The organism is Blastomonas sp. RAC04, assembly GCF_001713435.1.
Classification (GTDB): Bacteria; Pseudomonadota; Alphaproteobacteria; order Sphingomonadales; family Sphingomonadaceae; genus Blastomonas; species Blastomonas fulva.
In genome coordinates, this window is record NZ_CP016460.1 from 1,242,444 (window position 1) to 1,267,939 (window position 25,496).

The following is a 25,496-nucleotide window of genomic DNA, read 5'->3' on the forward strand; positions in this document are numbered from 1 at the left end:
GCATGGCGCCGCCCCGCAAACGGCGCCCCGGGTTCTCCCGCAAGGCGCAGCTGCAAATCTTCACCGGCTATCTGCTGGCTTTCACCGGTGCGTTTGCCGGGTTGCTGCTGCTCGCTTTGTCCTATTTCGATCCCGCAGCGTTTTCAGCCGTGCGCAGCATGGCCGCGGAAGTGACCGCGCCGCCCGCGCGGCTGCTCACTGGGGTGCGCGTGAGCACGCAGACCGGCTGGCGCGAGGTTGCGGCCTATTTCGAAGCGGGTTCGAAAAACGCCAGGTTACAGCGCGAGGTCGAGCGCAACCGCGTCCGCCTGATCGAGGCGCGCGCGCTCAAACAGGAAAACCGGGAGCTGCGCCGTCTGCTGGGACTGATCAAGCAGGAAGGCCGCCCGGTCGCCACCGCGCGCCTGATCAACTCCAGCGCATCAAGCAGCCGCCGGTTCGCCACGCTCGACGTCGGCTCGCGCCAGGGCGTGCAGCGCAGCCAGCCGGTGCGCGGACAGCGCGGCCTGATCGGACGGGTGCTCGAAACCGGACCCAACACCTCGCGGGTGCTGCTGCTCAGCGATCCGGAGAACGTGGTGCCCGTGCGCCGCGCGCGTGACGGTGTCGTCGCCTTTTCGCAAGGCCGCGGCGACGGCCGGGTGGATATCAAGCTCATCGACATCGGCATCAATCCGTTCAAGGTCGGCGATGTCATGGTGACATCAGGCAATGGCGGCATCTATCCGCCCAATGTCCCGGTCGCGATCATCGAGAAGCTGACCAGCGATGGCGCCATTGGCAAGCTGCTCGCCAATCCGGCGGGAACCGATTTCGTCATCGTGCAGGAGATGTACGAGCCCGAGCTGGTCAATCCTGAAACCGGCAGCCTGCCACCTGTATCGGCCGCGCCCGCGAGCACCGCGCCCGCCCGACGTCCGCAGCAAGGCCAGCAGCAGGGCCGGCCGGCCTCGACCCCTGCCCACGCCAATCCGCAAGCGTCGCCCGAACAGGCACCTACGGCCGCGGCGACCGGCACGCCGCAGCCATGAAGGCTCCGTATCGCGCCCGGCTGAACCGCGAGGCATCTCCGTTGCGCAAGGCCGCCGTGCCGATCGCCTCGGTGCTGATCGGATCGATGACCCCGCTGCTGCCGCTCGTCGCTTCTGCGCCCGTCCTGCCGCCGTTCGGCCTGATGGTGCTGATATCGTGGCAGATCCTGCGTCCGGGGCTGTGGCCGGTCTGGGCAGGGATGCCCTTTGGCGTGTTCGACGACATCATCGGCGGGCAGCCGGTGGGCAGTGCGGTGCTTTTGTGGTCGATCATCCTTATCGGGATCGACCTGATTGACCAGCGCTATATCTGGCGCAATTACTGGCAGGACTGGTTCATCGCCGCGGTCTCGATTATACTCGTGCTGGCAGGAGGCCTTGCCATCAACAATCTTCTCGTCAGCGATGTCCGCCTTTCGGTGCTGTTTCCCCAGATGATCCTGGCTATCTTCACGTTTCCGTTGGTGCTGCGTCTGGTGGCGCGGCTCGACCATGTCCGCCTGAAGCGGTGAAGGCTGCGCAGCCATGAAGCGGCCGGGCAAGTTGATCACCCGAAATTCGCTGAACATGACGTTCAACCGCCGCACGGCGCTGATCGGTGGTGCCCAGGGGCTGGTCGGCGCGATCCTCGCCGCGCGGATGGGCTATATCTCGGTGGTCGAGAACGAGCGCTACAAGATGCTGTCGGAGAGCAACCGAGTCAACCTGACGCTGATTCCGCCCCGGCGCGGCTGGATTATCGACCGCCACGGCAAGCCGCTCGCCAACAACAAGGCCGATTTCCGCGTCGACCTGATCCCGCAGCGGGTGCGCGATGTCGAGGCCACGATCGGCCAGCTGCGCGATATCCTCAACATGCCGCCCGACAAGGTCGAGGATCTGCGTGCAGCGATGAAGGATGCCCGCGGCCTGCAGCCGGTTCCGGTGGCATCGGGGCTGACCTATGAGGATTTCGCAGCGCTTTCGGTCCGGCTGCCCGATCTGCCCGGCGTTGCGCCGCAGCGCGGCTTTTCGCGGCAATACCCCACTGGGGCGGCGGTCGGCCACCTGCTGGGCTATGTCGGCATCGTCAATGCCGAGGAGTATGAGAAAAACAAGAACCCGCTGCTGATCACGCCGGGGTTCAAGATCGGCAAGGACGGGCTTGAACAGTTCTTCGAACCGCAGCTCCAGGGCAAGCCCGGCGCCCGCAAGGTCGAGGTCACCGCGCGCGGCAAGATCGTGCGCGAACTGGGCGTGCAGGAAGATGTGCCCGGCAAGCCGCTCCAGCTGACCATCGATGGCGGGCTGCAGGACTATGTCGCGCGCCGCATGGGGCGGGAATCGGGCGCGGCGGTGGTGATCGACTGCCAGACCGGGGGCATACTCGCCTTCTCGTCGATGCCGTGCTTCGATCCCAACAGTTTCTCCGACGGGATCGGGCGGCTGGAATATGCAATGCTGTCGCAGGACGAGCGTGTGCCGCTGCTCAACAAGGCGACCCGCGGCCTCTATCCGCCGGGATCGACGCTCAAGCCGATGGCCGCGATCGCGGCACTGCAGAACGGCGTCGATCCGGACGAGACGATCAACTGCCCCGGCGGCTACCGGCTGGGCAACCGTTTCTACCAGTGCCTCGGCCGCCACGGGCCGGTCAACATGACCCGCGCCATCGAGAAGAGCTGCAACACCTATTTCTATGCCCAGGCGCACAAGCTTGGCTATGACAAGATCGCCGTGGTGGCGCGCGAACTGGGGCTGGGCGAGGATTTCGATCTGGCCGGTGCCAACCAGCGTTATGGCACCATTCCCGACAGCGAATGGAAGCTGCGCAAGTACAAGCAGGCCTGGACCGCATCGGATTCGCTCAACGCGGTGATCGGCCAGGGCTATGTTATCGTCAATCCGCTGCAACTGGCGGTGATGACCGCGCGGATCGCGTCTGGCCGCAAGCTCTATCCGCACTTTATCCCCAACAACAAGGTCGCCCCCACCCTGCCCTATCCGCCCGAGCATCTCGCCATCGCGCAGCTCGGCATGGCGCAGGTGGTCAGCCAGGGCACCGCCGCGCGCAGCAAGCTACCGCTCGACGGCATCGCGATGGCAGGCAAGACCGGCACCGCGCAGGTGCGGGGCTTTGGCTCGGGCAGCCGCGGTGGTGCCGGCGTGCCCTGGAAGTATCGCGACCATGGTCTGTTCGTGTGCTTTGCTCCGGTCGAGCAACCGCTTTATGCCGCTGCCGTGGTGATCGAGCACGGGCTGGGTGGATCACGCGCCGCAGCACCGGTGGCGAAGGATTTCATGACCTATATGTTCGATCCGCAAAAGGCGATGGACAGCCTGCTCGCGCTCGAGGCGGGCTGGGGTGGCAACATCGCCGAGCGGATGGCATCTGAATTTGCAGGCTTCCGCGCGCGCAGCGAAGGCCGTGCGCCCGAGACCGCTGCCGAAGACTCTGCCGACTGAAATGCTGAGCTTTGTCCCCCGCCAGGTGGCCGAAATGCCATGGCAGATCATCTGCATCACCATCGCCATCGCAAGCTTCGGCGTGATCGTGCTGTATTCCGCCGCGGGTGGCAGTGTGAGCCCCTGGGCGGGCACGCACGCGTTGCGCTTTGTCGTGTTCCTGACGATGGCGCTGGTCATCCGGATGTTCAGCGAGAACTTCATCAAGCTGTGGACCTATCCCGGCTATATCGTCTTTGCGGTGCTGCTGCTGATGGTGGAGTTGGTCGGCGCGGTGAAGGGCGGCAGCCAGCGCTGGATCGATCTGGGCTTTATCCGCCTGCAGCCATCGGAGTTCATGAAGCCGCTGGTGGTGCTGGCGATCGCCCGGTTCTACGAATTGCTCCCCATCGGTCAGGCGCGCAGCTGGGGCGCAATCTGGCCGCCGCTGCTGCTCATCGGGGTTCCCTGGTTTCTGGTGATGACCCAGCCGGACCTGGGCACGTCGATCGCGGTCATGATCGGCGGTGTGACGGTGATGTTCCTCGCCGGCGTCCCGCTCAGGCTGTTCATCGGAGCCGGCGTTGCAGGCGCTGCCTTCGTCCCCTTCGCCTTCTTCTTCCTGCTCAAGGAATATCAGCAGAACCGCGTGCTGACCTTCCTCGATCCGGAAAGCGACCCGCTGGGCACCGGCTATCACATCAGCCAGTCGAAGATCGCGATCGGCTCGGGTGGCATCGGCGGCAAGGGATATCTGCAAGGCTCGCAGAGCCATCTCGATTACCTGCCCGAGGGCCACACCGATTTCGTGTTTGCCACAATGGCCGAGGAATGGGGGCTGATCGGCGGGCTGGTGGTGATCGGGCTGTTCGCGCTGCTGCTGCGCTGGGCGACATCCGTCTCTCTCAATGCCCCCAGCCGCTTCGGAAAGCTGGCGGGCGGCGGGCTGACGATGACGATCTTCTTCTACATCGCGATCAATCTGCTCATGGTGATGGGGCTTGCCCCCGTGGTCGGTATTCCCCTGCCCTTTCTGAGCTATGGCGGATCGTCGATGATGACGATCATGATCTGCATCGGCCTGCTCATGGGCATCGAACGCAGCACCCGCCAGGGCAGCGGCAGCGGCGGACGCGTCGTCGGCTGACCAGGACATTGCGAACACCCGGGACCGACCGGACAACAAAATTGCGGCTCAGGCCACAAAAGCCCTTTTCATCCCCGCGCAATCTTTTATAGGCAGCGCTCTTCCGGCGCGGCGGTCGATTCGACACCGCCCGCCACGGGATGGACGCATAGCTCAGTTGGTAGAGCAGCTGACTCTTAATCAGCGGGTCCTTGGTTCGAGCCCAAGTGCGTCCACCATTTTTCCAGATACTTACGCGGCATCGGGTTGGCAAAGCGTGCCACCCGTGCCTCATGGCCATACTGCAGCGGCGCAAAGTGGCGTGTGCTGTACCCGCCCCGTCACCCTTCAGCATAAGCGTTGCGCCGGGCGGTTGCTTTGGCCACAATGCCGTGATGCGTTCAGCCCGGATATTGAAGCGTGCCCTTGCTAAAGTGTTTCCGATTGCAGGGGTGCGGATGCTTGAAGCCGAGCTTGAGGAATCGCGCAGGCAGAACCGCGAATATGCGGACCGGCTGGCCGCGCTTGACGAGCAGATCGTGTCGGCGCCGGACTGGATCTCGGCTCTTGGCCGCAATGCCCATTTCCTGAGCGAAACCAAATTCGCCGCAGCCTGGGACGTATCGGCAAAGGCGAACGAGGCGGGTTGGCCCGACGGTGTTCCGGATATCCGCTGGCGAGCGCATGTCGCCTTGTGGGCGGCAAGGAACGGCGCTTCGCTCGAGGGCGATTTCGTCGAGTGCGGGGTGCATACCGGCTTGCTGTCGCTGGTCATTTGTCATGCGATGGATTTCGCCGATCAGCCGCGACGTTTTTTCCTGTTCGACACCTTCGACGGCATTCCGCTGGACAGGCTGTCGCCGAGCGAACACGAGCGCGCGGAACACTTGAATGCCACATTGTATCGCGATGTCCACGATGTAGCGCAGCAGAACTTTTCCCCTTTTCCCAATGCCATTCTGGTCCGCGGCGTGTTGCCCGAAAGTCTGGAACAGGCCGAACTGGGAGCGATCGCCTATCTCTCGGTCGACCTGAACATGGCACCATCCGAACGCGCGGTAATCGAGGCGTTGTGGGACCGCATCGTGACTGGCGCAGCCATCCTCATCGACGACTATGACTGGAAGGGTCACGAAGCGCAGCGGGATGTCTGGAACCGATTTGCGGCCGAGCGGCACCAGAACATCGCAACGCTACCCACCGGACAGGGCTTGATGATCAAGAGATAGCGCCCGGATCTGCCGCCGAAGCGCGCGAAATCTCAGACCTCGACGACAGGTTCACACTGCCCGTGTGGTCGATCCGGTCGATGCCGCCGCGGATGAACCAGTGGCCCTGCTCGTCCGCATCGGTGGCAACGGGATGCGACGCAATCCATCGGAGCGACGCCATTTGCTGCATGCGCTATTTCAGCTGCCGCTTCTCGAGCTTGCGGGCCAGGGTCCGGCGGTGCATCCCCAGCCTGCGCGCGGTCTCCGAAACGTTGAAATCGGTATCGACCAGTGTCTGGTGGATATGCTCCCATTCGACGGTCTTGATCGACGACTGACGCGCCTCGACCGACGCGCCGGCATCGCCCTCGGTGCGCGCAAAGGCTGCCTCGATATCGTCGGTGTTGGACGGCTTGGCAAGATAGTGATCGGCGCCAAGCTTGATCGCCTCGACCGCTGTGGCAATGCTGGCAAAGCCGGTCAGCACCACGATCCTGGCGCTGGGCGCTGCTGCGCGAACCGCCTGCACGCACGCCAGCCCGGAGACGCTGCCCGAAAGCTTGAGGTCAAGCACGGCATGGGTGGGAACCAAGCCGCCTGCCAGCAGGTCCTGCAGGCCATCGAAGCTCGATGCGGACTCGACCAGATAGCCGCGACGCTCGAACGAACGGCGCAGGGTGCGGGCGAAGGTCTCGTCATCCTCGACGATCAGCAGATGGCGGTCGGCGCTCATGAGCGGTCTCCTGCGGGATAGGCGATGGCGGGCAAGGGCAGCAGCATGGTGACAACGGCTCCGCCCCCTTCCCGGTTGCTCGCATGGACCTCCCCGCCCATCTTGCGCATCACATTGACCAGCAGGAACAGCCCGAGGCCGCCGCCCGGTCGCCCCTTGGTCGATCGATAGGGCTGGCCGAGGCTTTCGAGAATCTCGTCCGGAAAGCCGGGGCCGCGGTCCATTATGCTCAGCGCCAGCGCATCACCCTTGCGAGCCGCCTCGATGCCCACCCATTCGGGCGAGACGTCGATGGCGTTGTCGATCACGTTCCCGATCACCTGGCGCAGCGCGGGGTCCGAAACGATGGCGATGTCTGCGCCGAAACGATCCTGATAGTCGAGCTCGGCAAGCCCGCGCGCGACGCGCCATTCACCGACGACGTCCTTGAGAAAGGTACGCATGGTGGTGCGCTCGGGCGCCTCGCCGCGCGCCTCCCCGGCGGACATCAGGATACCGCTGACGATGGTCTTGCAGCGGCGCACGGCGATTTCCATGTCGGTAAGGTCGGCGTCGAGGTCCTTCACCGCCCTGAGTTCGGGCATCGCGCGGAAGTCGTTGACCAGCACCGAAAGCGTCGCGAGCGGCGTGCCCAGCTCGTGTGCCGCACCCGAAGCGAGCAGCCCCATCCGCACGATATGGTCCTCCTCCGCCGCACGCTGGCGGATAGCAGCAAGCGCAGCGTCGCGCTCGCGCAGGTTGCGCGCAATCCGGGTCACGAAGGCGACCAGCAGCACCGCGATCAACCCGAAGCAGACGAAACTTCCCTGCAGGTACAGCCCGAACTCGTCATCCTGCAGATCGGGCGGCAGCGCCAGCGGCACCGAATCGGCAGCGAGGATCGCCAGCGCGCACAGGGTCGCGACCACCATCAGCCACGACGCCGCCGGGCGCAGCAGCATCGCTCCGATCACCACCTGCAGCAGGAACAGCGCGGCGAACGGGTTGGCCAAGCCCCCGGTGAAATGCAGCTGCCAGGTGAGTGCCGCGATATCGAACATCAGTGCGGCGAACAGCGCATATTCCAGCCCCGCCTCATGGCTGCGCAGCATGTAGAGCGTGCCGAGGTTGATCAGCACCAGCAGCAGGATCGCCGCGAGCAAAGGTGCCAGCGGAAGAGGGATTCCCATCGGTCCATCGACGAAAAGGATGGTGAACAGCTGCCCGCCGACCGCCAGCCAGCGCAGCTGGATCAGCAGCGCCATGTTGCGGCGAACGGCATCGGTGACTTCTGGGGCGGACATGGGGATCATTGCCGCCGCCATATCATGATTGCGCCCCAGACGCAGCCGATCGCCAGCGCAAACCAGGTCAAAGCGTAAACCAGGTGGTTGTCGGAAAAGTGCACCACCGTCAGGCCGCCCACCGGATAGCCGCCGGGGTTGGCGGTGGTATCGGCATCGATGAAATAGGGGGCAGGCCTGGAAATGCCCTTTGCAGCGCTGATCGCGGCGACGTCGCGCGAATACCATTTGCCTTCAGCAGCATCGTTGCTGCGCAGAAACCCGCCATCCGGCTCGGTGATTCGGAGCAGCCCGGTGACGCGAACCGGGCCATCGGTATTGCCCGCCTGCCTGCTGGCGCCGGTTCGCCTGGACGAGGGCACGAAGCCCCGGTTGACCAGCACCGTGAAGGTTTTCCCCTCAAGCGGGGTCAGCACCCAATAGCCGCCGCCCAGATCTGTTACTGCCTGCACCAGCGTCTCGCGGTCATGCAGAAAGGTGCCGGTCAGCGTCACGCCGCGATAGGCATCGCGCTCGGCGCTGAGATCGGGCCATTGTTCAGGCCCCGGTGCTTCCACCGGGCGGCCCGTGCTGCGCGTCTCGACCGCCTCGATCAGCGCGTGCTTCCAGGCGCGCCGTTGCACCTGCCAGACGCCAAGCCCGATGCCCGCCAGCGCCATGACCAGCATCATGATCGCCAGCACGACCCGCGTGGCTGGCCGGCGCCCGGTCACGGCAGCTGGCTCGCCTCGTGCGTCATCGGCATCATGTTGGTGTTGAGATGGCTCATCACCCAGAGCGATCCGGACAGCATGATCCCGACCACGATGATCGTGAACACCAGCGAAGTGATCGTCCAGCCACCCTCTGCCTTGGGGCTCATGTGGAGGAAGTAGACCATGTGGACGATGATCTGCACCACCGCAAAACCCATGATCATCACCGCCGTCACAGCAGGCGACAGTGCGCCGGTCATCACCAGCGCGAAGGGTATCGCGGTCAGGATGACCGACAGGCCGAAACCGGTGGCGTAATCGCGATAGCTCGCGTGCGGAATCTCGATGCCGTGGTGATGATCATCGGCATGGTCAGACGTATCGGCGTGCAATGCAGGGTCCTCGGCAGTGGTGTTGGCACTCATCGCAGCATTCCCATCAGATAGACAAAGGTGAACACGCCGATCCAGATCACGTCGAGAAAGTGCCAGAACAGGCTGAGGCAGGCAACGCGGCGCTGGTTGGCGGGGTTGAGGCCATGGCGGCCAAGCTGGACGATCAGCGTTACCAGCCAGATCAGCCCAAAAGTCACGTGCAGCCCGTGCGTCCCAACCAAAGTGAAGAACGCAGAGAGGAACGCGCTGCGCTGCGGTGTTGCACCGATGTGGATCAGATGCGCGAACTCGTAAATCTCGATCGCGAGGAACCCCGCGCCGAACAGGCCGGTGACCGCCAGCCACATCTGGGTGTGGCGGACATTGCTGCCCTGCATCGCGATCATCGCAAAGCCATAGGTGATCGACGAGAACAGGAGCATCGCGGTGTTGAGTGCGATCAGGTTGAGGTCGAACAGGTCCTTCGGCCCCGGCCCGGCAGCAAGGTTGCCTCCCAGCACGGCGTAACAGGCAAACAGGATCGCGAAGATGAGGCAGTCGCTCATCAGATAGATCCAGAAGCCCAGCATCGTGCTGTGCCCTTCGGGATGCGGATGCTCGTCGATCTCGTAATAGACCGGGGCTTCGCTCCCGGCGGCTATCGTGGTGCTGGCCATCGCTTATGCTCCTGCCGCTGACAGCTGGCGCATCCGCGCAGCCTCGGTCGCGGCGACCTCGGCAGCGGGGATATGGAAATCGCGCTTGTAGTTGAAGGTGTGGATGATCGCGGTCGCAATCAGGGCGAGGAAGCTCGCGCCTGCCAGCCACCAGATGTGCCACACCAGGGCGAAACCGCACACAGTGCTGATGCCGGCCAGAATGATCCCTGCGCCGGTGTTGGCCGGCATGTGGATGTCCTTGTAGCCGTCCGTCGGATGCGCGACGCCTGCCCCCTTCATGTCGTACCAGGCATCGAGTGCATGGATGCGCGGGGTGAAGGCGAAGTTGTAGGCAGGCGGCGGCGAGCTGGTCGCCCATTCGAGCGTCCGGCCATCCCACGGGTCGCCCGTCGTCTCGGCAAGCGCTTCGCGCTTCCAGATGCTGACTGCGAACTGGATGAGCATCGCGGCGATGCCAGCCGCGATCATGAACGCACCCACGGCGGCGATCGCGAACCAGATCTGCAGGCTCGGATCATCGAACACCCGCATCCGGCGAGTCACCCCCATCAGGCCGAGCACATAAAGCGGCGCGAACGCGACCCAGAAGCCGGGGACCCAGCACCAGAAGCTGACCTTGCCCCAGAACTGGTTGAGCTTGAAGCCGAACGCCTTGGGCCACCAGTAGTTGATCGCCGCGAAGATGCCGAACAGTACGCCGCCGATGATCACGTTGTGGAAATGCGCGATCAGGAACAGCGAGTTGTGCAGCACGAAGTCGGCAGGCGGCACCGCGAGCAGCACGCCGGTCATCCCGCCGATGGTGAAGGTTAGCATGAACGCCACCGTCCACATCATCGGCAGCTCGAAGCGGATGCGGCCGCGGTACATCGTGAACAGCCAGTTGAAGAGCTTCGCGCCCGTCGGGATCGAGATGACCATGGTGGTGATGCCGAAGAAGCTGTTGACGCTCGCGCCCGAACCCATGGTGAAGAAGTGGTGCAGCCACACGACATAGCTCAGGATGGTGATCACTACCGTCGCATAGACCATCGAGGTGTAGCCGAAGAGCTTCTTGCCCGAGAAGGTCGAGGTGACCTCGCTGAACACTCCGAACAGCGGCAGGATGAGGATGTACACCTCGGGGTGACCCCAGATCCAGATCAGGTTGACGTACATCATCGACGACCCGCCAAAGTCGTTGGTGAAGAAGTTGGTGCCGATGTAGCGGTCGAGCGTCAGCAGGCCGAGCACCGCGGTGAGCACCGGGAAGGATGCGACGATCAGGATGTTGGCGCACAGCGAGGTCCAGGTGAAGATCGGCATCTTCATCAGGCCCATTCCCGGCGCGCGCATCTTGAGGATCGTGACGATCAGGTTGATCCCCGACAATGTCGTGCCGACGCCTGCGATCTGCAACGCCCAGATGTAGTAGTCGACACCGACGCTGGGACTGTACGAAATTCCCGACAAGGGTGGATAGGCCAGCCAGCCGGTCGCGGCGAACTCACCGATGAACAAGGACGCCATCGTCAGAACAGCGCCTGCCGTGGTCATCCAGAAGCTGAAGTTGTTGAGAAACGGGAACGACACGTCGCGCGCACCGATCTGCAGCGGGACGACATAGTTCATCAGCCCGGTGATGAACGGCATAGCGACGAAGAAGATCATGATCACGCCATGCGCGGTGAAGATCTGGTCGTAATGGTGCGAATTGAGGTATCCCTCGGACCCGCCGAACGCCACCACCTGCTGCAGTCGCATCATGATCGCATCGGCAAAGCCGCGCAGGAACATGACCAGGCCCAGGATCATGTACATGATCCCGATCTTCTTGTGGTCGACGGTGGTGAACCACTCCTTCCACAGATAGCTCCAGAGCTTGTAGCGGGTGACCAGCGCAAACAGCCCGGCGCCGCCGATCACGACCACGACCATCGTCGCCAGCACGATCGGATCATGCGGCAGCGCGTTCCAGGACAGTTTGCCCAGCAGGAAGCTCGGCTCGGCGGCGGAGGTTGAGACGACGGCGTCGGTGGTCATGATGCGGGTTCCGTGATGCTGACCGGGGTAAGCGCCGGTCGCGCGGAGGCAGGCTTGTCTGAATCGCGCGCGGGCGAAAGCGCGCGGGCGCCGGGACGCGAGAGCCCTGCCCCGGTCAGTTCGGCCAGGTTGACGGGCTGGTCCTCGACCCGCGCGAGACTGGTACCGAGCAGCTCGGGGTTGGAGCAGTTTTCGGCGATATAGCGATCACTGCCGGTATCGCCGGTACCGCGAGCGGCGAACTTGTCGTTGGAGAGCTGGCGGACATTGTAGAGCCCGGCGCGGCCCATTCCGCCGCGCTGATCGATCGCCATCATGTCGTGCATGCACATCTTGCCGGGTTCGACGCACATGTTGACGATCCGGTCGAACAGCTCGGAATCGACCTGCGCGTAGCGGCGCACGGGCTCCTTTTCGCTGGGCCGCTCGAGCTTGAGATATGCCGCGCGGTCGAGCGTGGTGCCGCGAGCCTTGGCCTGTGACGCCCAGCGCTCGAAGCCCGCCTCGGTCATGCTGCGCACCCCGAAGCGCATGTTGGAAAAGCCCGCGCCCGAATAATTGGCGGAGAATCCTTCATAGTTGCCGGTCTCGTTGAACACCGCGTGCAACTTGGTTTCCATGCCGGGCATCGCGTAGATCTGCCCGGCCATCGCGGGCACGTAGAAACTGTTCATCACCGACGAGGACGAGATGCGGAACTTGAGCGGGCGGCCTTCGGGCACGGCCAGTTCGTTGACCGTGGCGATGCCCTGTTCGGGATAGATGAACAGCCACTTCCAGTGCAGCGCGACGACCTGGACCTCGAGCGGCTTGACGTCTGCGCCCACCGGCTGGCCCGGTGCGGTGCGGGCAAGCGGGCGATAGGGGTCGAGCAGATGCGTGCCGACCCAGGTCACGGCTCCCAAGCAGATGATGATCAGCAGCGGAACCGCCCAGATCAGCAGCTCGAGCTGGGTCGAGTGATCCCAGTCGGGCTTGTAGGTCGCAGCGGTGTTGGCGGCGCGATACTTCCAGGCGAACCAGCCGGTCAGCGCCATAACGGGCACGATGATGATCAGCATCAGCAGGGTGGAGATAACGACGAGGTCGCCCTGCTGCCGGGCGACATCGCCCGCCGGATCGAGCACCACCATCCCGCATCCACCAAGCAGCGGGAGCAGGCTGAGGGCGGCCAGCATGGGGCGTGCGCGCATGGGCAATGAGGGGCTCTTCATGCCGTCTCATCTAGAGGGCCGGCGACGGTGCGCACATAGGACATTTTGTCCAATGCAATGATCTGGATCAAAGATGCATAAGGCCAGCGTCGATATTTGTGCGCTCACTTCAAGGATGAACCGTTATGGCGGCCAACACCGTCCCCACCACCGAGGCCGAGCGCGACGCGCGGGCGGTCAATGATGATGGCCACCCGGTCGGTCCTGGAGAAATCGCGATCGGTGTGGTCATCGGCCGCACATCGGAGTTCTTCGACTTCTTCGTCTACGCCATCGCCTCGGTACTGGTGTTCCCCAAGCTGGTCTTCCCCTATCTGGGCGCGCTCGAAGGCACATTGTGGTCGTTCGCGATCTTCGCGCTGGCCTTTGTCGCACGCCCGGCGGGAACGGCGATCTTCACCTTGGTCGACCAGGCCTATGGCCGCGGTGCCAAGCTCACCATCGCGCTGTTCCTGCTCGGCGGATCGACCGCGGCGATCGCCTTCCTGCCCGGCCATGCCTCGATCGGTATCGGATCGGCGCTGCTGCTCGCACTGTTCCGCATGGGCCAGGGCGTGGCGCTGGGAGGATCGTGGGACGGTCTCGCCTCGCTGCTCGCGCTCAACGCGCCCAAGGAGAAGCGCGGCTGGTATGCTATGATCCCGCAGCTGGGTGCACCGTTCGGGCTGATCGTCGCCAGCCTGCTGTTCGCTTTCCTGATCTCGGCGCTTCCGGCGGAAGACTTCCTCGCCTGGGGCTGGCGCTATCCTTTCTTCGTCGCCTTTGCGATCAACGTGGTCGCGCTGTTCGCGCGGCTGCGCATCGTGGTGACGCCGGAATATACCGAGCTGTTCAAGAACCAGACGCTGCAGCCCGAGCCGGTGCTGAGCACGATCCGCAACGAATGGCGGATCATCGTGCTGGGTGCCTTTGCCCCGCTTGCGAGCTTTGCGATGTTCCACATGGTGACGGTCTATCCGCTGAGCTACGTCTTCCTGTTCACCGAGGAATCGCCCGCGCGCTTCCTGCTGATCGAGGCGGCAGCAGCCGCTTTGGGGGTGTTCGCGATCCTCGCATCGGGCAAGCTGGCCGACAGCTATGGACGCCGTAACGTGCTCGCCGGCACTGCGGTCGCCATCGCCGCATTCAGCGGCTTTGCCCCGCAGCTGCTCGATGCCGGCGGCGCGGGCGAGGTCGCCTTCATGTTCGGCGGGTTCATCCTGCTTGGCCTCGCCTTCGGCCAGTCCTCGGGCGCTTTGTCGTCGTTCTTCCCGCTCAAGCACCGTTATACCGGATCGGCGCTGACGGCCGATCTCGCCTGGTTGTTCGGCGCAGGCTTTGCGCCGATGGTCGCATTGTGGCTGTCGGCCAATTACGGTCTGCTGGCAGCGGGCGGCTATCTGCTGTCGGGCGCGCTGGCGACGCTGATCGCCTTGTGGTTCAACCGCGAACTCGGCAAGCAGCAATAGTCAGGGCCTTTAGCCATGTTTCTTCGCTTCGATCCCGACTGGCCACCGATCGATCCGCCCCGGCGCGAGCCTGCGCGCAAGGCACCGCCGGTGCTTCTCGATGCACGCCAGCAGAAGCGGCTGATGCAGGCGATCGGCCTCAATGTGCTGCTGCTGTTCGTCGCTCCGATCGGCGGGGCGACCGTCATCGGCGGGCTGATCGCGTGGTGGGGCTAGAGGCCGGGCGCATCGGTGGGCGTTGAATTTTGCGGTGGATTTGGGCCGCATTCTCTGGTCTTAATCGCCCGATGAATTTGGCTCAAACCCTCGCTTCGCTTGTTCCTGCCGATACCGGCTGGACCGTCACCATCCCGTCCTGCTGGATGCAGGGGCGCACCGCCTATGGCGGACTCTCCTCTGCGCTTGCGCATCACGCCGCGCGGCTCGCCGTGCCCGATGCGCCGCCGCTACGGTCTGCGCAGGTTGCCTTTGTCGGCCCGCTGGCAGGCGAGGTCACGATCAGCTGCGATCTGCTACGCCGGGGCCGCAACACCGCCTTTGTCGAGACCAAGATCCGCAGCGACGAAGGGCTCGGCTTCATCGGCACTTTTATCTTCATGAGCAAGCGCGAGAGCCGAATCGATTATGAGGGCGTGCACCGCCCCGATGTCGCCCCGCCGCCGGCAGAAGGATCGACCCGCAGCGGTCCGCCCGAATTCTTCACCTCGCAGATGGAGTATCCCGAAAAGCGCCTCGAACTGGGGATGAACACGCCCAGGCTTGCCAGCTGGCACCGCTTTGCCGAGCGCGACGGGCTCGATGCCATGACCGAGCTGCTATGCATTGGTGATGGGCTGCCGCCGTCTGCTATGGGGCTCATGGACATCGCCGGACCGATCAGTTCGATGAACTGGCAGGTCAACATGCTGACCGATGCGCCGGAGACGGATAACGGCTGGTGGCTGCTCGAATCGGTGACGCACCATGCGCATCACGGTGCCTCGAGCCAGTATATGACCGTTTGGAACAGCAGGCTGGAACCGGTGATGGCCGCAATGCAGAGTGTGGCCTTGTTCGTCTGATCGCGCCGCTTCAATTGCTATAGAGTTCACTCAGGAGAGCACCTCATGAAGACCCGGATCACAGAGCTTTTCGGCATCCAGCACCCGATCATCCAGGGCGGCATGCACTATGTCGGCTTTGCCGAACTGGCCGCCGCGGTATCGAACGCAGGCGGGCTGGGCATCATCACCGGCCTCACCCAGAAGACGCCGGAAGAACTCGATGCCGAAATCAAGAAGTGCAAGTCTCTGACCGACAAGCCGTTCGGGGTCAACCTGACCTTCCTGCCCGTGCTCACCGCGCCGGATTATCCCGGCTATGTCCGCGTGATCATCGAAAACGGGGTGAAAGCGGTCGAGACTGCGGGCAATAACCCGCAAATGGTGCTGCCTTATCTCAAGGAGGCAGGCATCAAGGTCATCCACAAATGCACCAGCGTGCGCCATGCGCTCAAGGCGCAGTCAATTGGCTGCGATGCGGTTTCGGTCGACGGCTTCGAATGCGGCGGGCATCCGGGCGAGGACGATGTGCCCAACATGATCCTGCTGCCCCGCGCCGCAGACGAACTCGACATTCCGTTTGTCGCTTCGGGCGGTCAGGCCGATGCCCGCTCGCTGGTCGCGTCGCTGGCGATGGGCGCAGACGGAATCAACATGGGCACCCGCTTCATCGCCACGAAGGAAGCGCCGGTGCATGAGAACGTCAAGCTGGCGATCGTCGCTGCCTCCGAACTCGACACCCGCCTCGTGATGCGTCCGCTGCGCAACACAGAGCGCGTGATGACCAACGCTGCGGTCGAAGAGCTGCTGGTGATCGAGCGCGAAAAGGGTGCAAACCTCCAGTTCACCGACATCATCGAGCAGGTCGCGGGCGTCTATCCGCGCATCATGATGGAAGGCAACATGGACGCTGGCGCATGGAGCTGCGGCATGGTCGCAGGACTCATCCACGACATTCCGACGTGCAAGGAGCTGATCGACCGGATCATGTCCGAGGCGGAGACGATTATCCGCGGTCGGTTGGAAGGCATGCTGGCGGGATAATATCTTTCCCCTCCCGCTTGCGGGAGGGGCAGGTTCAGCTTGCTGAACCGGGGTGGGCTGGGAGCACAATTACCTGCTCAGGCCCACCCCGTCTTCGCCTTCGGCTCATCCGCCCCTCCCGCAAGCGGGAAGGGAGAGGCTTTAGCGCGTCAGCTTCTTGTAGCTCATCCGCGTCGGGCGATCGGCTTCGTCGCCCAGCCTGCGGCGCTTGTCTTCTTCATAGCTTTCGAAGTTGCCTTCGAACCATTCGACATGGCTGTTGCCTTCGAACGCCAGGATGTGCGTGCACAGGCGATCGAGGAAGAAGCGGTCATGGCTGATGACCACCGCGCAGCCGGCAAAGCTTTCGAGCGCTTCCTCGAGTGCGCGCAGTGTCTCGACGTCGAGATCGTTGGTCGGTTCGTCGAGCAGCAGCACGTTGCCGCCCTCCTTGAGCATCTTGGCCATATGGACACGGTTGCGTTCACCGCCCGAGAGCTGGCCGACCTTCTTCTGCTGGTCCTGACCCTTGAAGTTGAACGCACCGACATAAGCGCGGGTAGGCACGTCGTGCTTGCCCAGCTTGAAGAAATCGAGCCCGTCTGAGATTTCCTCCCAGACGTTGTGATTGGGGTCGAGATCGTCGCGGCTCTGGTCGACATAGCCGAGCTTGACCGTATCGCCGATCGCGATGGTCCCGCTGTCGGGCTCTTCCTTGCCGGTGATCAGCTTGAACAAGGTCGATTTGCCCGCGCCGTTGGCGCCGATCACACCGACGATGCCGCCCGGGGGCAGTGTGAACGACAGGTCCTCGAACAGCAATTTGTCGCCATAGGCCTTGGTCAGGCCATGCGCCTCGATCACCTTGCCGCCGAGGCGTGCGGGCGTCTGGATGACGATCTGCGCCTTGCCGGGGCTGCGGTTTTCCTGCGCCTCGACCAGTTCGTCAAACGCACGAATACGCGCCTTGGACTTGGTCTGACGTGCCTTGGGGGTCTGCCGGATCCACGCGAGCTCGTCCTGGATCGCCTTCTGGCGGCCCTCGTCCTCGCGCGATTCCTGCTGGAGCCGCTGCGCCTTCTTGTCGAGATAAGTCGAGTAGTTGCCTTCGTAGACGAAGTATTTTCCGCGATCGAGCTCGAGGATCCAGTTCACGACATTGTCGAGGAAATAGCGGTCATGGGTGACGAGGATCACGTTGCCCGGATAATCGACCAGATGCCGCTCCAGCCACGAGACGCTTTCGGCGTCGAGGTGGTTGGTGGGTTCGTCGAGCAGCAGGATGCCGGGCTTTTCGAGCAGCAGGCGACACAAGGCCACGCGGCGCTTTTCACCACCCGACAGGTTGGCGACATCGGCATCGCCGGGAGGGCAGCGCAAGGCCTCCATCGCGATCTCGAGCTGGTTGTCGAGCGTCCAGCCATCGACCGCGTCGATCTTTTCCTGCAGCGTGCCCATCTCTTCCATCAGGGCGTCGAAATCCGCGTCCTCCGGCGGGTCGGCCATCAGGTTGCTGATCTCGTCAAAGCGCTCGACCAGATCGGCGACCGGGCGCACCCCGTCCATCACGTTCTGCTTGACCGTCTTGGTGGGGTCGAGTTCGGGCTCCTGCGCCAGATAGCCGACGGTGACGCCCTCGCCCGGCCACGCTTCACCGGTGTACTCCTTGTCGAGCCCGGCCATCACCTTCATCAGCGTCGACTTGCCCGATCCGTTGGGGCCGACGATGCCGATCTTGGCGTCCGAATAGAATTGCAGGTGGATGCCATTGAGCACCGGCTTGTTGGCGCCGGGGAAGGTCTTGGTCAGACCCTTCATGACGTAGGAATATTGTGCGGCCATGCTGAGAAACGCCCTTTGTGGAAAATGGCAGGATTTGACCCGCGCCTTAGCGGCCACGCAGCTTACGGGCAAGACAGCATTGGGCGGGCAGGTTGGCGGAGAGGCAGCATGGCATTGGCAAAGCGCACAAGGCTGGTTAAGCCGTTACCCCATGAACATGCGCATCCTTGCGGCACTGGCCGCGCTCACCCTGCCCTTCCCCCTTATCGCCCAGCAAAGCCCGGCCCATGACCCTGCCGCGCTCCAGCAAAAGGCGCTGGGGGACAATACCGCTTATGGCATCGTCGAAGATCTCACCACCGAGATCGGCCCGCGGCTCGCAGGCACCGAACGCGAGGCGGCGGCGCGCGCCTGGGCCGTGACGCGGCTCAAGGCGATGGGCTTTGCCAATGTGCGTATCGAACCTTTCGACATGAAGACCTGGGTGCGCGGCATCGAAACCGCCGAGGTCACCGGCCCTTATAGCGGCAAGATGCATATCTCGGCGCTGGGCAATTCGGCCAGCACCGGCGAAAAGGGGCTCGAGGCCGAGGTCGTCTATTTCCGCACTCTGGCGGATCTGGGCGCTGCACCTGCAGGCAGCCTGAAGGGCAAGATCGCCTTTGTCAGCCACAAGATGACCAAAACGCAAAACGGCGCCAGCTATGGACAGTTCGGCGGGGTGCGGCGGATTGGCCCCAGCCTGGCCTCGGAAAAGGGCGCAGCGGCGATCATCATCCGGTCGGTCGGCACCGATTATCATCGCAACCCGCACACCGGTGGCACCAGCTTTGGCGAGAAGGGCGTTCCCATTCCGGCAGCGGCACTCTCGATCCCAGACGCGGAGAATCTCGAGCGCATGATCGCGCGCGCCTCCAAAAAGGGCGAGGCGGTGCGGATGAAGCTGGTGCTCACCCCGCGCCAGATCGGCACCACCCAGTCCGGCAACGTGATTGCCGAGGTGCCGGGCAGCGATCCGGCGGCGGGCATGATCCTGATCGGCGGGCATCTCGACAGCTGGGATCTGGGCACCGGAGCGATCGATGACGGCGCGGGCGTCGCGATCAGCGCCGCTGCGGCCAAGATGATCATGGACGCGGGCACGCCGAAGCGCACCATTCGTGTCGTATGGTGGGGTGCCGAAGAGGTCGGCATTTTCGGCGGGCGTGCTTATGCGGAAAAGCACGGCGCAGCAGGCCATGCGCTGGCGATGGAATCAGACTTCGGCGCCGACCGAATCTGGCAGGTCGATTTCCGTCTGCCGGAAGGCACCGATGATCTGCAGACCCGCATCGCCAACGCGCTTGCTCCCTTGGGCGTCGGGCGCGGCCGCGATGTTGCCGGTGGCGGGCCCGATCACGGCCCGATCGTCGCGCTGGGGGTCAATGCGATCGACCTGCAGCAGGACGGCACCGACTATTTCGACCTCCACCACACCCCCGACGATACGCTTGACAAGATCGACCCCAAGGCGATGCAGCAGAATGTCGCAGCCTGGGTGACGGTATTGGGGATCGTGGCAAATGATCCCGCAGATTTGCTGCCAAAGGCGAAAATCGCGAAATGAAATCTCTTCGTCATTCCCTCGCAGGCGGGCCCCCCGCGTGCGCGGGGGTGACGGAAAGAGCGTCCGATTTCCCCTCGTTACACCTTGCGACAACATTTCATGAAAATGAGCGCAGCATTCGCAACCCATTCAGATAACCAAGCGTATTCCTGAACATGTCCAGAGCGGTTCCCCCATGCTCCGGCCATGACAGGAGTTACGACTATGAAGATGCTCTCCAAGACCCTGATAGGGACACTGATGCTGGCGACCACACTGCCTGTCGCCACCGTTCCCGCTTTCGCGCAGTCGCGTGGCGAGGTGGTTCGTTCCGAACGCGACGTGCGCCAGGAGCAGCGTGAACTGCAGCGCGAACGCCGCGATGTCCAGGACGCCCGCCGCTATGGCAACGCGCGTGATGTTCGCGAAGAACGCCGCGATGTGCGCGAACAGCGCCGCGACGTCCAGGAAGCCCGCCGCGAATATCGCGAGGATCTGCGCGACTATCGCCAGTATCGCGGCACCAACCGTCAGGCGTTCCGTGGCCAGAACTTCCGCGCGAACTTCCGCTATCAGCAGTTCCGCCCCGGCGTCCGCATCGCACCGAACTATTTCGGCCAGCGCTATGTCGTGAACAACTATCGCAACTATCGCTTGCCCAATCCGGGCGCGCGGCAGGCGTGGGTGCGGCACTATAACGACATGCTGCTGGTCAACCAGCGCAATGGCACGGTCATCCGCGTCATCCCCAATTTCTACTGGTAAGTCCTTTCGCCGGTAGAATGACGGTCCGCCCATCGCTTGGCCCAAGCGATGGGCGGGCCTGATTCCGTCAGGGCGCGCCGGCCCCCCAGATTTCGTCCTGCCGCACCCAGCCTGCGCGGCGATCGACAGCAAACTCGCACCATCCGGCCTCGCAATCACCCAGCTCGCCAACGACGCCGGGCTGCGCGCGCCACATCAGCTTGGCGCTGTCCTGCGGCGCGGCGCGGATCGCGCTCACACTGCCCTGCACGATCGCGGTGCGCTTGCGGCTAAGCATGTTGGAGTGCATCCAGCCCGTCCAGCCATCGGGATCCTGGATCTGGCGCCACGTGCCATAGCGCTTGACCACCTTGACCGGCAGGTTCTTGCGCCGGAACACCCATTCGATCTGATAGCTTGCCATCGGCCCGGCGCGGGCAAATGCCTCGTCGCGCTGGATCGACGCCCAATACGGGACTTCGACCTCTGCCTGCGCCTGCACGGGGCTGCCTCCCGGCATCACGACAGCCGCCACCATGCCGCCAAGCACAAGCGCCTTGAACCATGATGTCCGCATATCCCTGTCCCCAGCCCATGGCCCGGGCAAGACGCCCGGCCGAAATTCGCCCCCTGCCCCGCTTACCGGAAAAAACGCCCCGCAAGCAAGTGCTGCAGCTTGACCTTTGCCCGGGTTGCGGCATAGCAAAAACATGCCTGCAAACGCCTCTTCCCAGCCGTCAGCCCCGCAGCATGCACCCGGCGCGCGCCCGCGCGTTGTCGTGACACGCAAGCTCGCTCCCTCGGTCGAAGCGCGCATGGCCGAACTGTTCGATGTTGTCCTGAATGAGGACGATCACGCCTTCAGCCGCGACGAACTTGCTGCAGCAATGGCCGATTGCGATGCGCTGGTACCCACGGTCACCGATGCGCTCGATGCCGAGCTGATCGCGGGTGCCGGAGATCGTCTGAAACTGCTGGCGAATTTTGGTGCCGGGGTCGATCATATCGATCTCAAGGCCGCGCGCGCCAAGGGCATCATCATCACCAACACGCCGGGGGTGTTCACCGACGATACCGCCGACATGACGATGGCGCTGATCCTGTCGGTACCGCGCCGGCTCGCCGAGGGCGAGAAGCTCGTGCGTTCCGGCGAATGGGACGGCTGGAGCCCATCCGGCATGCTCGGTCACCGAATCGGCGGCAAGCAGCTTGGCATCGTCGGCATGGGCCGGATCGGCCAGGCCGTGGCGCATCGCGCGCGCGGTTTCGGCATGGACGTGCGCTATCACAACCGCCGCCGCCTGCCCGAGAGCCTCGAGCAGATGCTCGGCGCGAGCTTCGAGCCCGATCTCGATGCGCTGGTCGCCCAGTCTGACATCATCACTCTTCACTGTCCGCGCAGCCCCGAAACCCGCGGGTTGATCGACGCAAGGCGCATCGGCCTGATGAAGCCCAGCGCCTATCTGATCAACACCGCGCGCGGCGAGATCGTCGACGAGGCAGCTTTGATCGATGCCCTGGAAGCCGGCAGGATCGCAGGCGCCGGGCTGGACGTGTACACCCACGAGCCACAGGTCGATCCGCGGCTGCTCGCGTTGAAGAACGTCGTGCTGCTGCCGCATGTCGGCAGCGCCACCTTCGAAGGGCGCCGCGTCGCCGGCGAGAAGGTCATCGCCAATATCCGCTTCTGGTTCGATGGCCATCGCCCGCCCGATCAGGTGCTCGAAGGCTGGATGTAGTTCGCGCCGCAGCTGCCGCTCGATGCGCGCCGCCCCATGTCAGCGTTAATCGATTGTTTGCCAAACTGCTGCACATTCTGCCCAAACATCGAGCCGGTGTGCACGGCGGTTACGGGAATCGGAAAGTTCAAGGCATGATCGCAAGGCTGGCACGCGCCGCAGTTGTTTCAGCAGCTTTGCTGGCGACCCCCGCATGGGCGGCGCCGGGCGTCATCGATATGGCCGCGATCGATCCGGCGGATTCGGGCGATGCCGCCTTTGTCCTGATATCTGCGGTGCTGGTGATGCTGTTTGCCCTGCCCGGGGTACTGTTGATGCAGGCTGGCCGGGGAACCGCGCGGGCAGTTCAGCCGGTGTTCCTGCAGGGCGCGGCGATCGCAGCGCTGGTGTCGCTGCTGTGGGTTGTGGTCGGCTACACGCTGGCGTTCGGAGATGCAGGCGGCGGGGTAATCGGGGGCGGAAATGCCTGGATGCTGATCGCTCTGGGCAATGTCCGCTTTGGCACCGCTGTTCCTGAAAGCTCGTTCGTTCTGTTCCAGATCGCCGGGGCCATGCTGGCTGCGCTGCTGGTCGCGGGTGCCTGGGTCGGGCGCGCCCGCTTTGGCTGGGCGCTGGCCTTTGGCGGACTGTGGAGCCTGATCGTCTACGCGCCGGTCGCGCACTGGATCTGGGGCGGCGGCTGGCTGTTCGGATTTGGCGTGCTCGATTTCGCAGGCGGCATCGCACTGCACTTTTGCGCAGGCATTTCCGCACTGGTCGCGGCACTCATCATCGGACGGCGCGCCGGGTGGCAGGGCGCCGAGATGGCTCCGCACAATCCAACACTGGTGCTGGCAGGCGCAGCCCTGCTGTTCGTCGGCAACTTTGCATTGGCCGGTGGCTGGACGCTGGCCGCCACCGACGATGCCAGCAGCGCGATCATCAACGCGCATGTCGCAGCAAGCGTCAGCGGCCTTGTCTGGCTGCTGATCGAAAAGCTGCGCACGGGCAGCGTCTCCGCCTTGGGACTGGTCAGCGGACTTACCGCAGGCATCGCCGCGATTGCGCCCGCTGCCGGATTGGTGTCTCCGGGCGCTGCCATCCTGATCGGCCTGATCGCCGCGCCCGCCTGCTATTTCGCGCTGCGCTTCGTCACCGAGACGCTGGCCATCGACGACAGCAACCACGCATTTGCTCTGCACGGCGTCGGCGGCCTGATCGGCGCGCTGCTGGTGGCGCTGTTCACGAGCGCGAGCTTCGGCGGAATCGGCTATCCCGATGGCGGCGGCTTTGGCGGCCAGCTACTGGCGCAGTTGATCGGCCTGGGCGCGGTGGCGATGTGGTCGATCCTGGGCACGCTGATCGTCGGCTATGGCATCGCGATGGCCATCCCGATGCGCATATCCAAGGCGGAAGAGACCGGCGAGGCGGTTGTCGCCGCCTCTCTGATAGAGCCGCAGGCGGACCCGGTGGCTATTCCGACCGAGCCCAGCCTTCCGGCCTGATCACTCTTCACCCATCCTGAGCGCCGCGATAAAGGCTTCCTGCGGGATGCTGACCGAACCGTACTCGCGCATCCGCTTCTTGCCTTCCTTCTGCTTGTCGAGCAGCTTCTTCTTGCGGCTGATGTCGCCGCCATAGCATTTGGCGGTGACGTCCTTGCGCATCGCGGCGATGGTTTCGCGCGCGATCACCTTGCCGCCGATCGCCGCCTGAATCGGGATCTTGAACAGGTGGCGCGGGATCAGGTCCTTCAGCCGCTCGCACATGCCGCGCCCGCGCGATTCGGCGGTGCCGCGGTGGACGATCATGCTCAGCGCATCGACCGGCTCGGCATTGACCATGATCGACATCTTGACGAGGTCGCCTTCGCGATAGCCGATCTGGTGGTAATCGAACGACGCATAGCCGCGGCTGATCGATTTCAGACGGTCGTAGAAATCGAACACCACTTCGTTGAGCGGCAGCTCGTAGGTCACCTGCGCGCGGCCGCCGACATAGGTCAGGTTCTTCTGAATACCGCGCCTGTCCTGGCAGAGCTTGAGGATGCTGCCGAGATACTCGTCTGGGCAATAGATCACCGCCTCGATCCACGGCTCCTGGATTTCGTCGATCTTGGTCGGATCGGGCATGTCCGCGGGATTGTGCAGCTCTATCTCGCCGCCGCCATAGGTCAGCTGGATCTTGTAGACCACCGACGGCGCTGTGGTGATGAGGTCGAGGTCGTACTCGCGGGTCAGACGTTCCTGGATGATCTCCAGATGCAGCAGGCCGAGGAAACCGCAGCGGAAGCCGAAGCCCAATGCCGCGCTCGATTCCATCTCGAAGCTGAACGATGCGTCGTTGAGCCGCAGCTTGGAGATCGAGTCGCGCAATTTGTCGAAGTCGTTTGCATCGACCGGGAACAACCCGCAGAACACCACCGGCTGCACTTCCTTGAACCCCGGCAGCGGGGCAGCTGCGGGGTTCTTCACCGTGGTAATCGTGTCGCCGACGCGGGTCTGGCTGATGTCCTTGATCTGCGCGGTGATGAAGCCGATCTCGCCGGCTGCCAGCTCGGGCAGCGTCTCGATCTTGGGGCGCATGCAGCCGACACGGTCGACCAGATGCTCGGTCCCGCCGGCCATGAACTTGATGTTCTGACCCTTCTTGATCACGCCGTTGACGACGCGCACCAGAATGACGACGCCAAGGTACGGATCGTACCAGCTGTCGACCAGCATCGCCTCGAGCGGCGCGTCGCGGTCACCCTTGGGCGGGGGGATTTTCTTGACGATCTGCTCAAGGATTTCCTCGATGCCGATCCCCGATTTCGCGCTCGCCAGCACAGCTTCGGAAGCATCTAGACCGATGATGTCCTCGATCTCCTTCTTCACCTTTTCAGGCTCTGCAGCCGGCAGATCGATCTTGTTGATGACCGGCAGGATCTCGTGATCGTGTTCGATCGACTGATACACGTTGGCGAGCGTCTGCGCCTCGACTCCCTGCGCGGCGTCGACGACGAGCAGCGCGCCTTCGCACGCGGCGAGCGAGCGCGACACCTCATAGGCGAAGTCGACGTGCCCCGGCGTGTCCATCAGATTCAGCTCGTACAGCTGCCCGTCCTTGGCGGTGTAGTTCAGCCGCACGGTCTGCGCCTTGATGGTGATCCCGCGCTCTTTTTCGATGTCCATGTTGTCCAGCACCTGTGCGGACATTTCGCGTTCGGAAAGCCCCCCGGTCTGCTGGATCAGCCGGTCGGCCAGGGTCGATTTGCCATGGTCGATATGCGCGATGATGGAGAAATTTCGGATGTGCTTGAGTTCGGTCATGTCCGCGCGATTAGCAGGGGCTTGCCCCAGTGTCAGCAGGGAAAGCACCGAC

At 63.8% G+C, this 25,496-nt stretch carries 24 protein-coding genes and 1 tRNA gene; 14 read left to right on the plus strand and 11 right to left on the minus strand.

What is annotated here, in order from left to right:
• Positions 1 to 2 precede the first annotated feature (2 nt).
• The 6 genes from mreC (at position 3) to BSY18_RS07045 (ending at position 5,810) form a co-directional block, all read left to right on the plus strand.
• Positions 3 to 1,031 carry a rod shape-determining protein MreC gene (gene mreC / locus BSY18_RS07020; protein WP_069050111.1) on the plus strand — a complete coding sequence of 343 codons (1,029 nt, stop codon included), beginning with the start codon at positions 3 to 5 and terminating at the stop codon, positions 1,029 to 1,031.
• The gene (gene mreD / locus BSY18_RS07025) at positions 1,028 to 1,543 is read left to right on the plus strand and encodes a rod shape-determining protein MreD (protein ID WP_054134824.1); all 516 of its coding nucleotides are present in this window, start codon (positions 1,028 to 1,030) and stop codon (positions 1,541 to 1,543) included. Before mreC ends, mreD begins: the two co-directional genes overlap by 4 nt.
• Positions 1,544 to 1,556: 13 nt before the next feature.
• The gene (gene mrdA / locus BSY18_RS07030) at positions 1,557 to 3,476 is read left to right on the plus strand and encodes a penicillin-binding protein 2 (protein ID WP_069050112.1); all 1,920 of its coding nucleotides are present in this window, start codon (positions 1,557 to 1,559) and stop codon (positions 3,474 to 3,476) included.
• 4 nt (positions 3,477 to 3,480) lie between these two features.
• On the plus strand, positions 3,481 to 4,602 hold the full coding sequence (gene rodA, locus BSY18_RS07035; RefSeq protein ID WP_054134836.1) for a rod shape-determining protein RodA: 1,122 nt from the start codon (positions 3,481 to 3,483) through the stop codon (positions 4,600 to 4,602).
• 142 nt (positions 4,603 to 4,744) lie between these two features.
• A tRNA-Lys gene (locus BSY18_RS07040) sits at positions 4,745 to 4,820 on the plus strand.
• Between the two features lie 219 nt (positions 4,821 to 5,039).
• Complete coding sequence (locus BSY18_RS07045) at positions 5,040 to 5,810, plus strand: TylF/MycF/NovP-related O-methyltransferase (RefSeq protein ID WP_069050113.1); 771 nt, start codon at positions 5,040 to 5,042, stop codon at positions 5,808 to 5,810.
• On the opposite strand, the gene BSY18_RS21245 is transcribed toward BSY18_RS07045, so the two are convergent.
• From BSY18_RS21245 to cyoA, 8 genes are read right to left on the minus strand one after another with little or no spacing between them, the layout of a single operon-like run.
• Positions 5,800 to 5,982, minus strand: a complete 183-nt coding sequence (locus BSY18_RS21245) for a hypothetical protein (RefSeq protein WP_171900188.1) — start codon at positions 5,980 to 5,982, stop codon at positions 5,800 to 5,802. The genes BSY18_RS07045 and BSY18_RS21245 overlap by 11 nt on opposite strands.
• Positions 5,983 to 5,985: 3 nt before the next feature.
• The gene (locus BSY18_RS07050; protein ID WP_069050114.1) at positions 5,986 to 6,525 is read right to left on the minus strand and encodes a response regulator transcription factor; all 540 of its coding nucleotides are present in this window, start codon (positions 6,523 to 6,525) and stop codon (positions 5,986 to 5,988) included.
• Positions 6,522 to 7,808, minus strand: coding sequence for an ATP-binding protein (locus tag BSY18_RS07055; RefSeq protein WP_335617683.1), 1,287 nt, complete (start codon positions 7,806 to 7,808; stop codon positions 6,522 to 6,524). The genes BSY18_RS07050 and BSY18_RS07055 overlap by 4 nt, the downstream gene beginning before the upstream one ends.
• A 5-nt stretch (positions 7,809 to 7,813) precedes the next feature.
• Positions 7,814 to 8,521, minus strand: coding sequence for an SURF1 family protein (locus BSY18_RS07060; RefSeq protein ID WP_236823468.1), 708 nt, complete (start codon positions 8,519 to 8,521; stop codon positions 7,814 to 7,816).
• Complete coding sequence (cyoD, locus tag BSY18_RS07065) at positions 8,518 to 8,928, minus strand: cytochrome o ubiquinol oxidase subunit IV (RefSeq protein ID WP_069050115.1); 411 nt, start codon at positions 8,926 to 8,928, stop codon at positions 8,518 to 8,520. The genes BSY18_RS07060 and cyoD overlap by 4 nt, the downstream gene beginning before the upstream one ends.
• Positions 8,925 to 9,554, minus strand: coding sequence for a cytochrome o ubiquinol oxidase subunit III (gene cyoC, locus BSY18_RS07070; RefSeq protein ID WP_069050116.1), 630 nt, complete (start codon positions 9,552 to 9,554; stop codon positions 8,925 to 8,927). The genes cyoD and cyoC overlap by 4 nt, the downstream gene beginning before the upstream one ends.
• A 3-nt stretch (positions 9,555 to 9,557) precedes the next feature.
• Positions 9,558 to 11,579 (minus strand): cytochrome o ubiquinol oxidase subunit I, encoded by a 2,022-nt coding sequence (gene cyoB, locus BSY18_RS07075; protein ID WP_069050117.1) that lies wholly within the window; start codon positions 11,577 to 11,579, stop codon positions 9,558 to 9,560.
• Positions 11,576 to 12,757 (minus strand): ubiquinol oxidase subunit II, encoded by a 1,182-nt coding sequence (gene cyoA, locus BSY18_RS07080; RefSeq protein ID WP_236823469.1) that lies wholly within the window; start codon positions 12,755 to 12,757, stop codon positions 11,576 to 11,578. The genes cyoB and cyoA overlap by 4 nt, the downstream gene beginning before the upstream one ends.
• A gap of 161 nt (positions 12,758 to 12,918) precedes the next feature.
• Here cyoA and BSY18_RS07085 point away from each other — a divergent pair, with 161 nt between their 5' ends.
• From BSY18_RS07085 to BSY18_RS07100, 4 genes are all read left to right on the plus strand, one after another.
• Positions 12,919 to 14,241 carry an MFS transporter gene (locus tag BSY18_RS07085; RefSeq protein ID WP_069050119.1) on the plus strand — a complete coding sequence of 441 codons (1,323 nt, stop codon included), beginning with the start codon at positions 12,919 to 12,921 and terminating at the stop codon, positions 14,239 to 14,241.
• Between the two features lie 15 nt (positions 14,242 to 14,256).
• The gene (locus BSY18_RS07090; RefSeq protein WP_069050120.1) at positions 14,257 to 14,457 is read left to right on the plus strand and encodes a hypothetical protein; all 201 of its coding nucleotides are present in this window, start codon (positions 14,257 to 14,259) and stop codon (positions 14,455 to 14,457) included.
• 71 nt (positions 14,458 to 14,528) lie between these two features.
• On the plus strand, positions 14,529 to 15,302 hold the full coding sequence (locus BSY18_RS07095) for a thioesterase family protein (protein ID WP_069050121.1): 774 nt from the start codon (positions 14,529 to 14,531) through the stop codon (positions 15,300 to 15,302).
• A 45-nt stretch (positions 15,303 to 15,347) separates the two neighbouring features.
• Positions 15,348 to 16,325, plus strand: a complete 978-nt coding sequence (locus BSY18_RS07100) for an NAD(P)H-dependent flavin oxidoreductase (protein WP_069050122.1) — start codon at positions 15,348 to 15,350, stop codon at positions 16,323 to 16,325.
• 141 nt (positions 16,326 to 16,466) lie between these two features.
• Here the strand turns inward: BSY18_RS07100 and ettA are convergent, their stop codons facing one another.
• Positions 16,467 to 18,146 carry an energy-dependent translational throttle protein EttA gene (gene ettA, locus BSY18_RS07105; protein WP_054135950.1) on the minus strand — a complete coding sequence of 560 codons (1,680 nt, stop codon included), beginning with the start codon at positions 18,144 to 18,146 and terminating at the stop codon, positions 16,467 to 16,469.
• A 151-nt stretch (positions 18,147 to 18,297) separates the two neighbouring features.
• Here ettA and BSY18_RS07110 point away from each other — a divergent pair, with 151 nt between their 5' ends.
• The gene (locus BSY18_RS07110; protein WP_069050123.1) at positions 18,298 to 19,692 is read left to right on the plus strand and encodes a M20/M25/M40 family metallo-hydrolase; all 1,395 of its coding nucleotides are present in this window, start codon (positions 18,298 to 18,300) and stop codon (positions 19,690 to 19,692) included.
• 204 nt (positions 19,693 to 19,896) lie between these two features.
• A complete protein-coding gene (locus BSY18_RS07115) occupies positions 19,897 to 20,436 on the plus strand; it encodes an RcnB family protein (RefSeq protein WP_231684080.1) in 540 nt (179 codons plus the stop codon).
• Positions 20,437 to 20,503: 67 nt separating this feature from the next.
• On the opposite strand, the gene BSY18_RS07120 is transcribed toward BSY18_RS07115, so the two are convergent.
• Positions 20,504 to 20,992, minus strand: coding sequence for an SH3 domain-containing protein (locus BSY18_RS07120; RefSeq protein WP_083231355.1), 489 nt, complete (start codon positions 20,990 to 20,992; stop codon positions 20,504 to 20,506).
• Positions 20,993 to 21,125: 133 nt separating this feature from the next.
• On the opposite strand from BSY18_RS07120, the gene BSY18_RS07125 reads away from it, so the two are divergent.
• Positions 21,126 to 22,154, plus strand: a complete 1,029-nt coding sequence (locus BSY18_RS07125; protein ID WP_054135952.1) for a 2-hydroxyacid dehydrogenase — start codon at positions 21,126 to 21,128, stop codon at positions 22,152 to 22,154.
• Positions 22,155 to 22,288: 134 nt separating this feature from the next.
• On the plus strand, positions 22,289 to 23,638 hold the full coding sequence (locus tag BSY18_RS07130; protein WP_069050124.1) for an ammonium transporter: 1,350 nt from the start codon (positions 22,289 to 22,291) through the stop codon (positions 23,636 to 23,638).
• Here the strand turns inward: BSY18_RS07130 and lepA are convergent, their stop codons facing one another.
• Positions 23,639 to 25,444 carry a translation elongation factor 4 gene (gene lepA / locus BSY18_RS07135; protein ID WP_069050125.1) on the minus strand — a complete coding sequence of 602 codons (1,806 nt, stop codon included), beginning with the start codon at positions 25,442 to 25,444 and terminating at the stop codon, positions 23,639 to 23,641. It abuts the gene before it with no gap.
• Between the last annotated feature and the right edge of the window lie 52 nt (positions 25,445 to 25,496).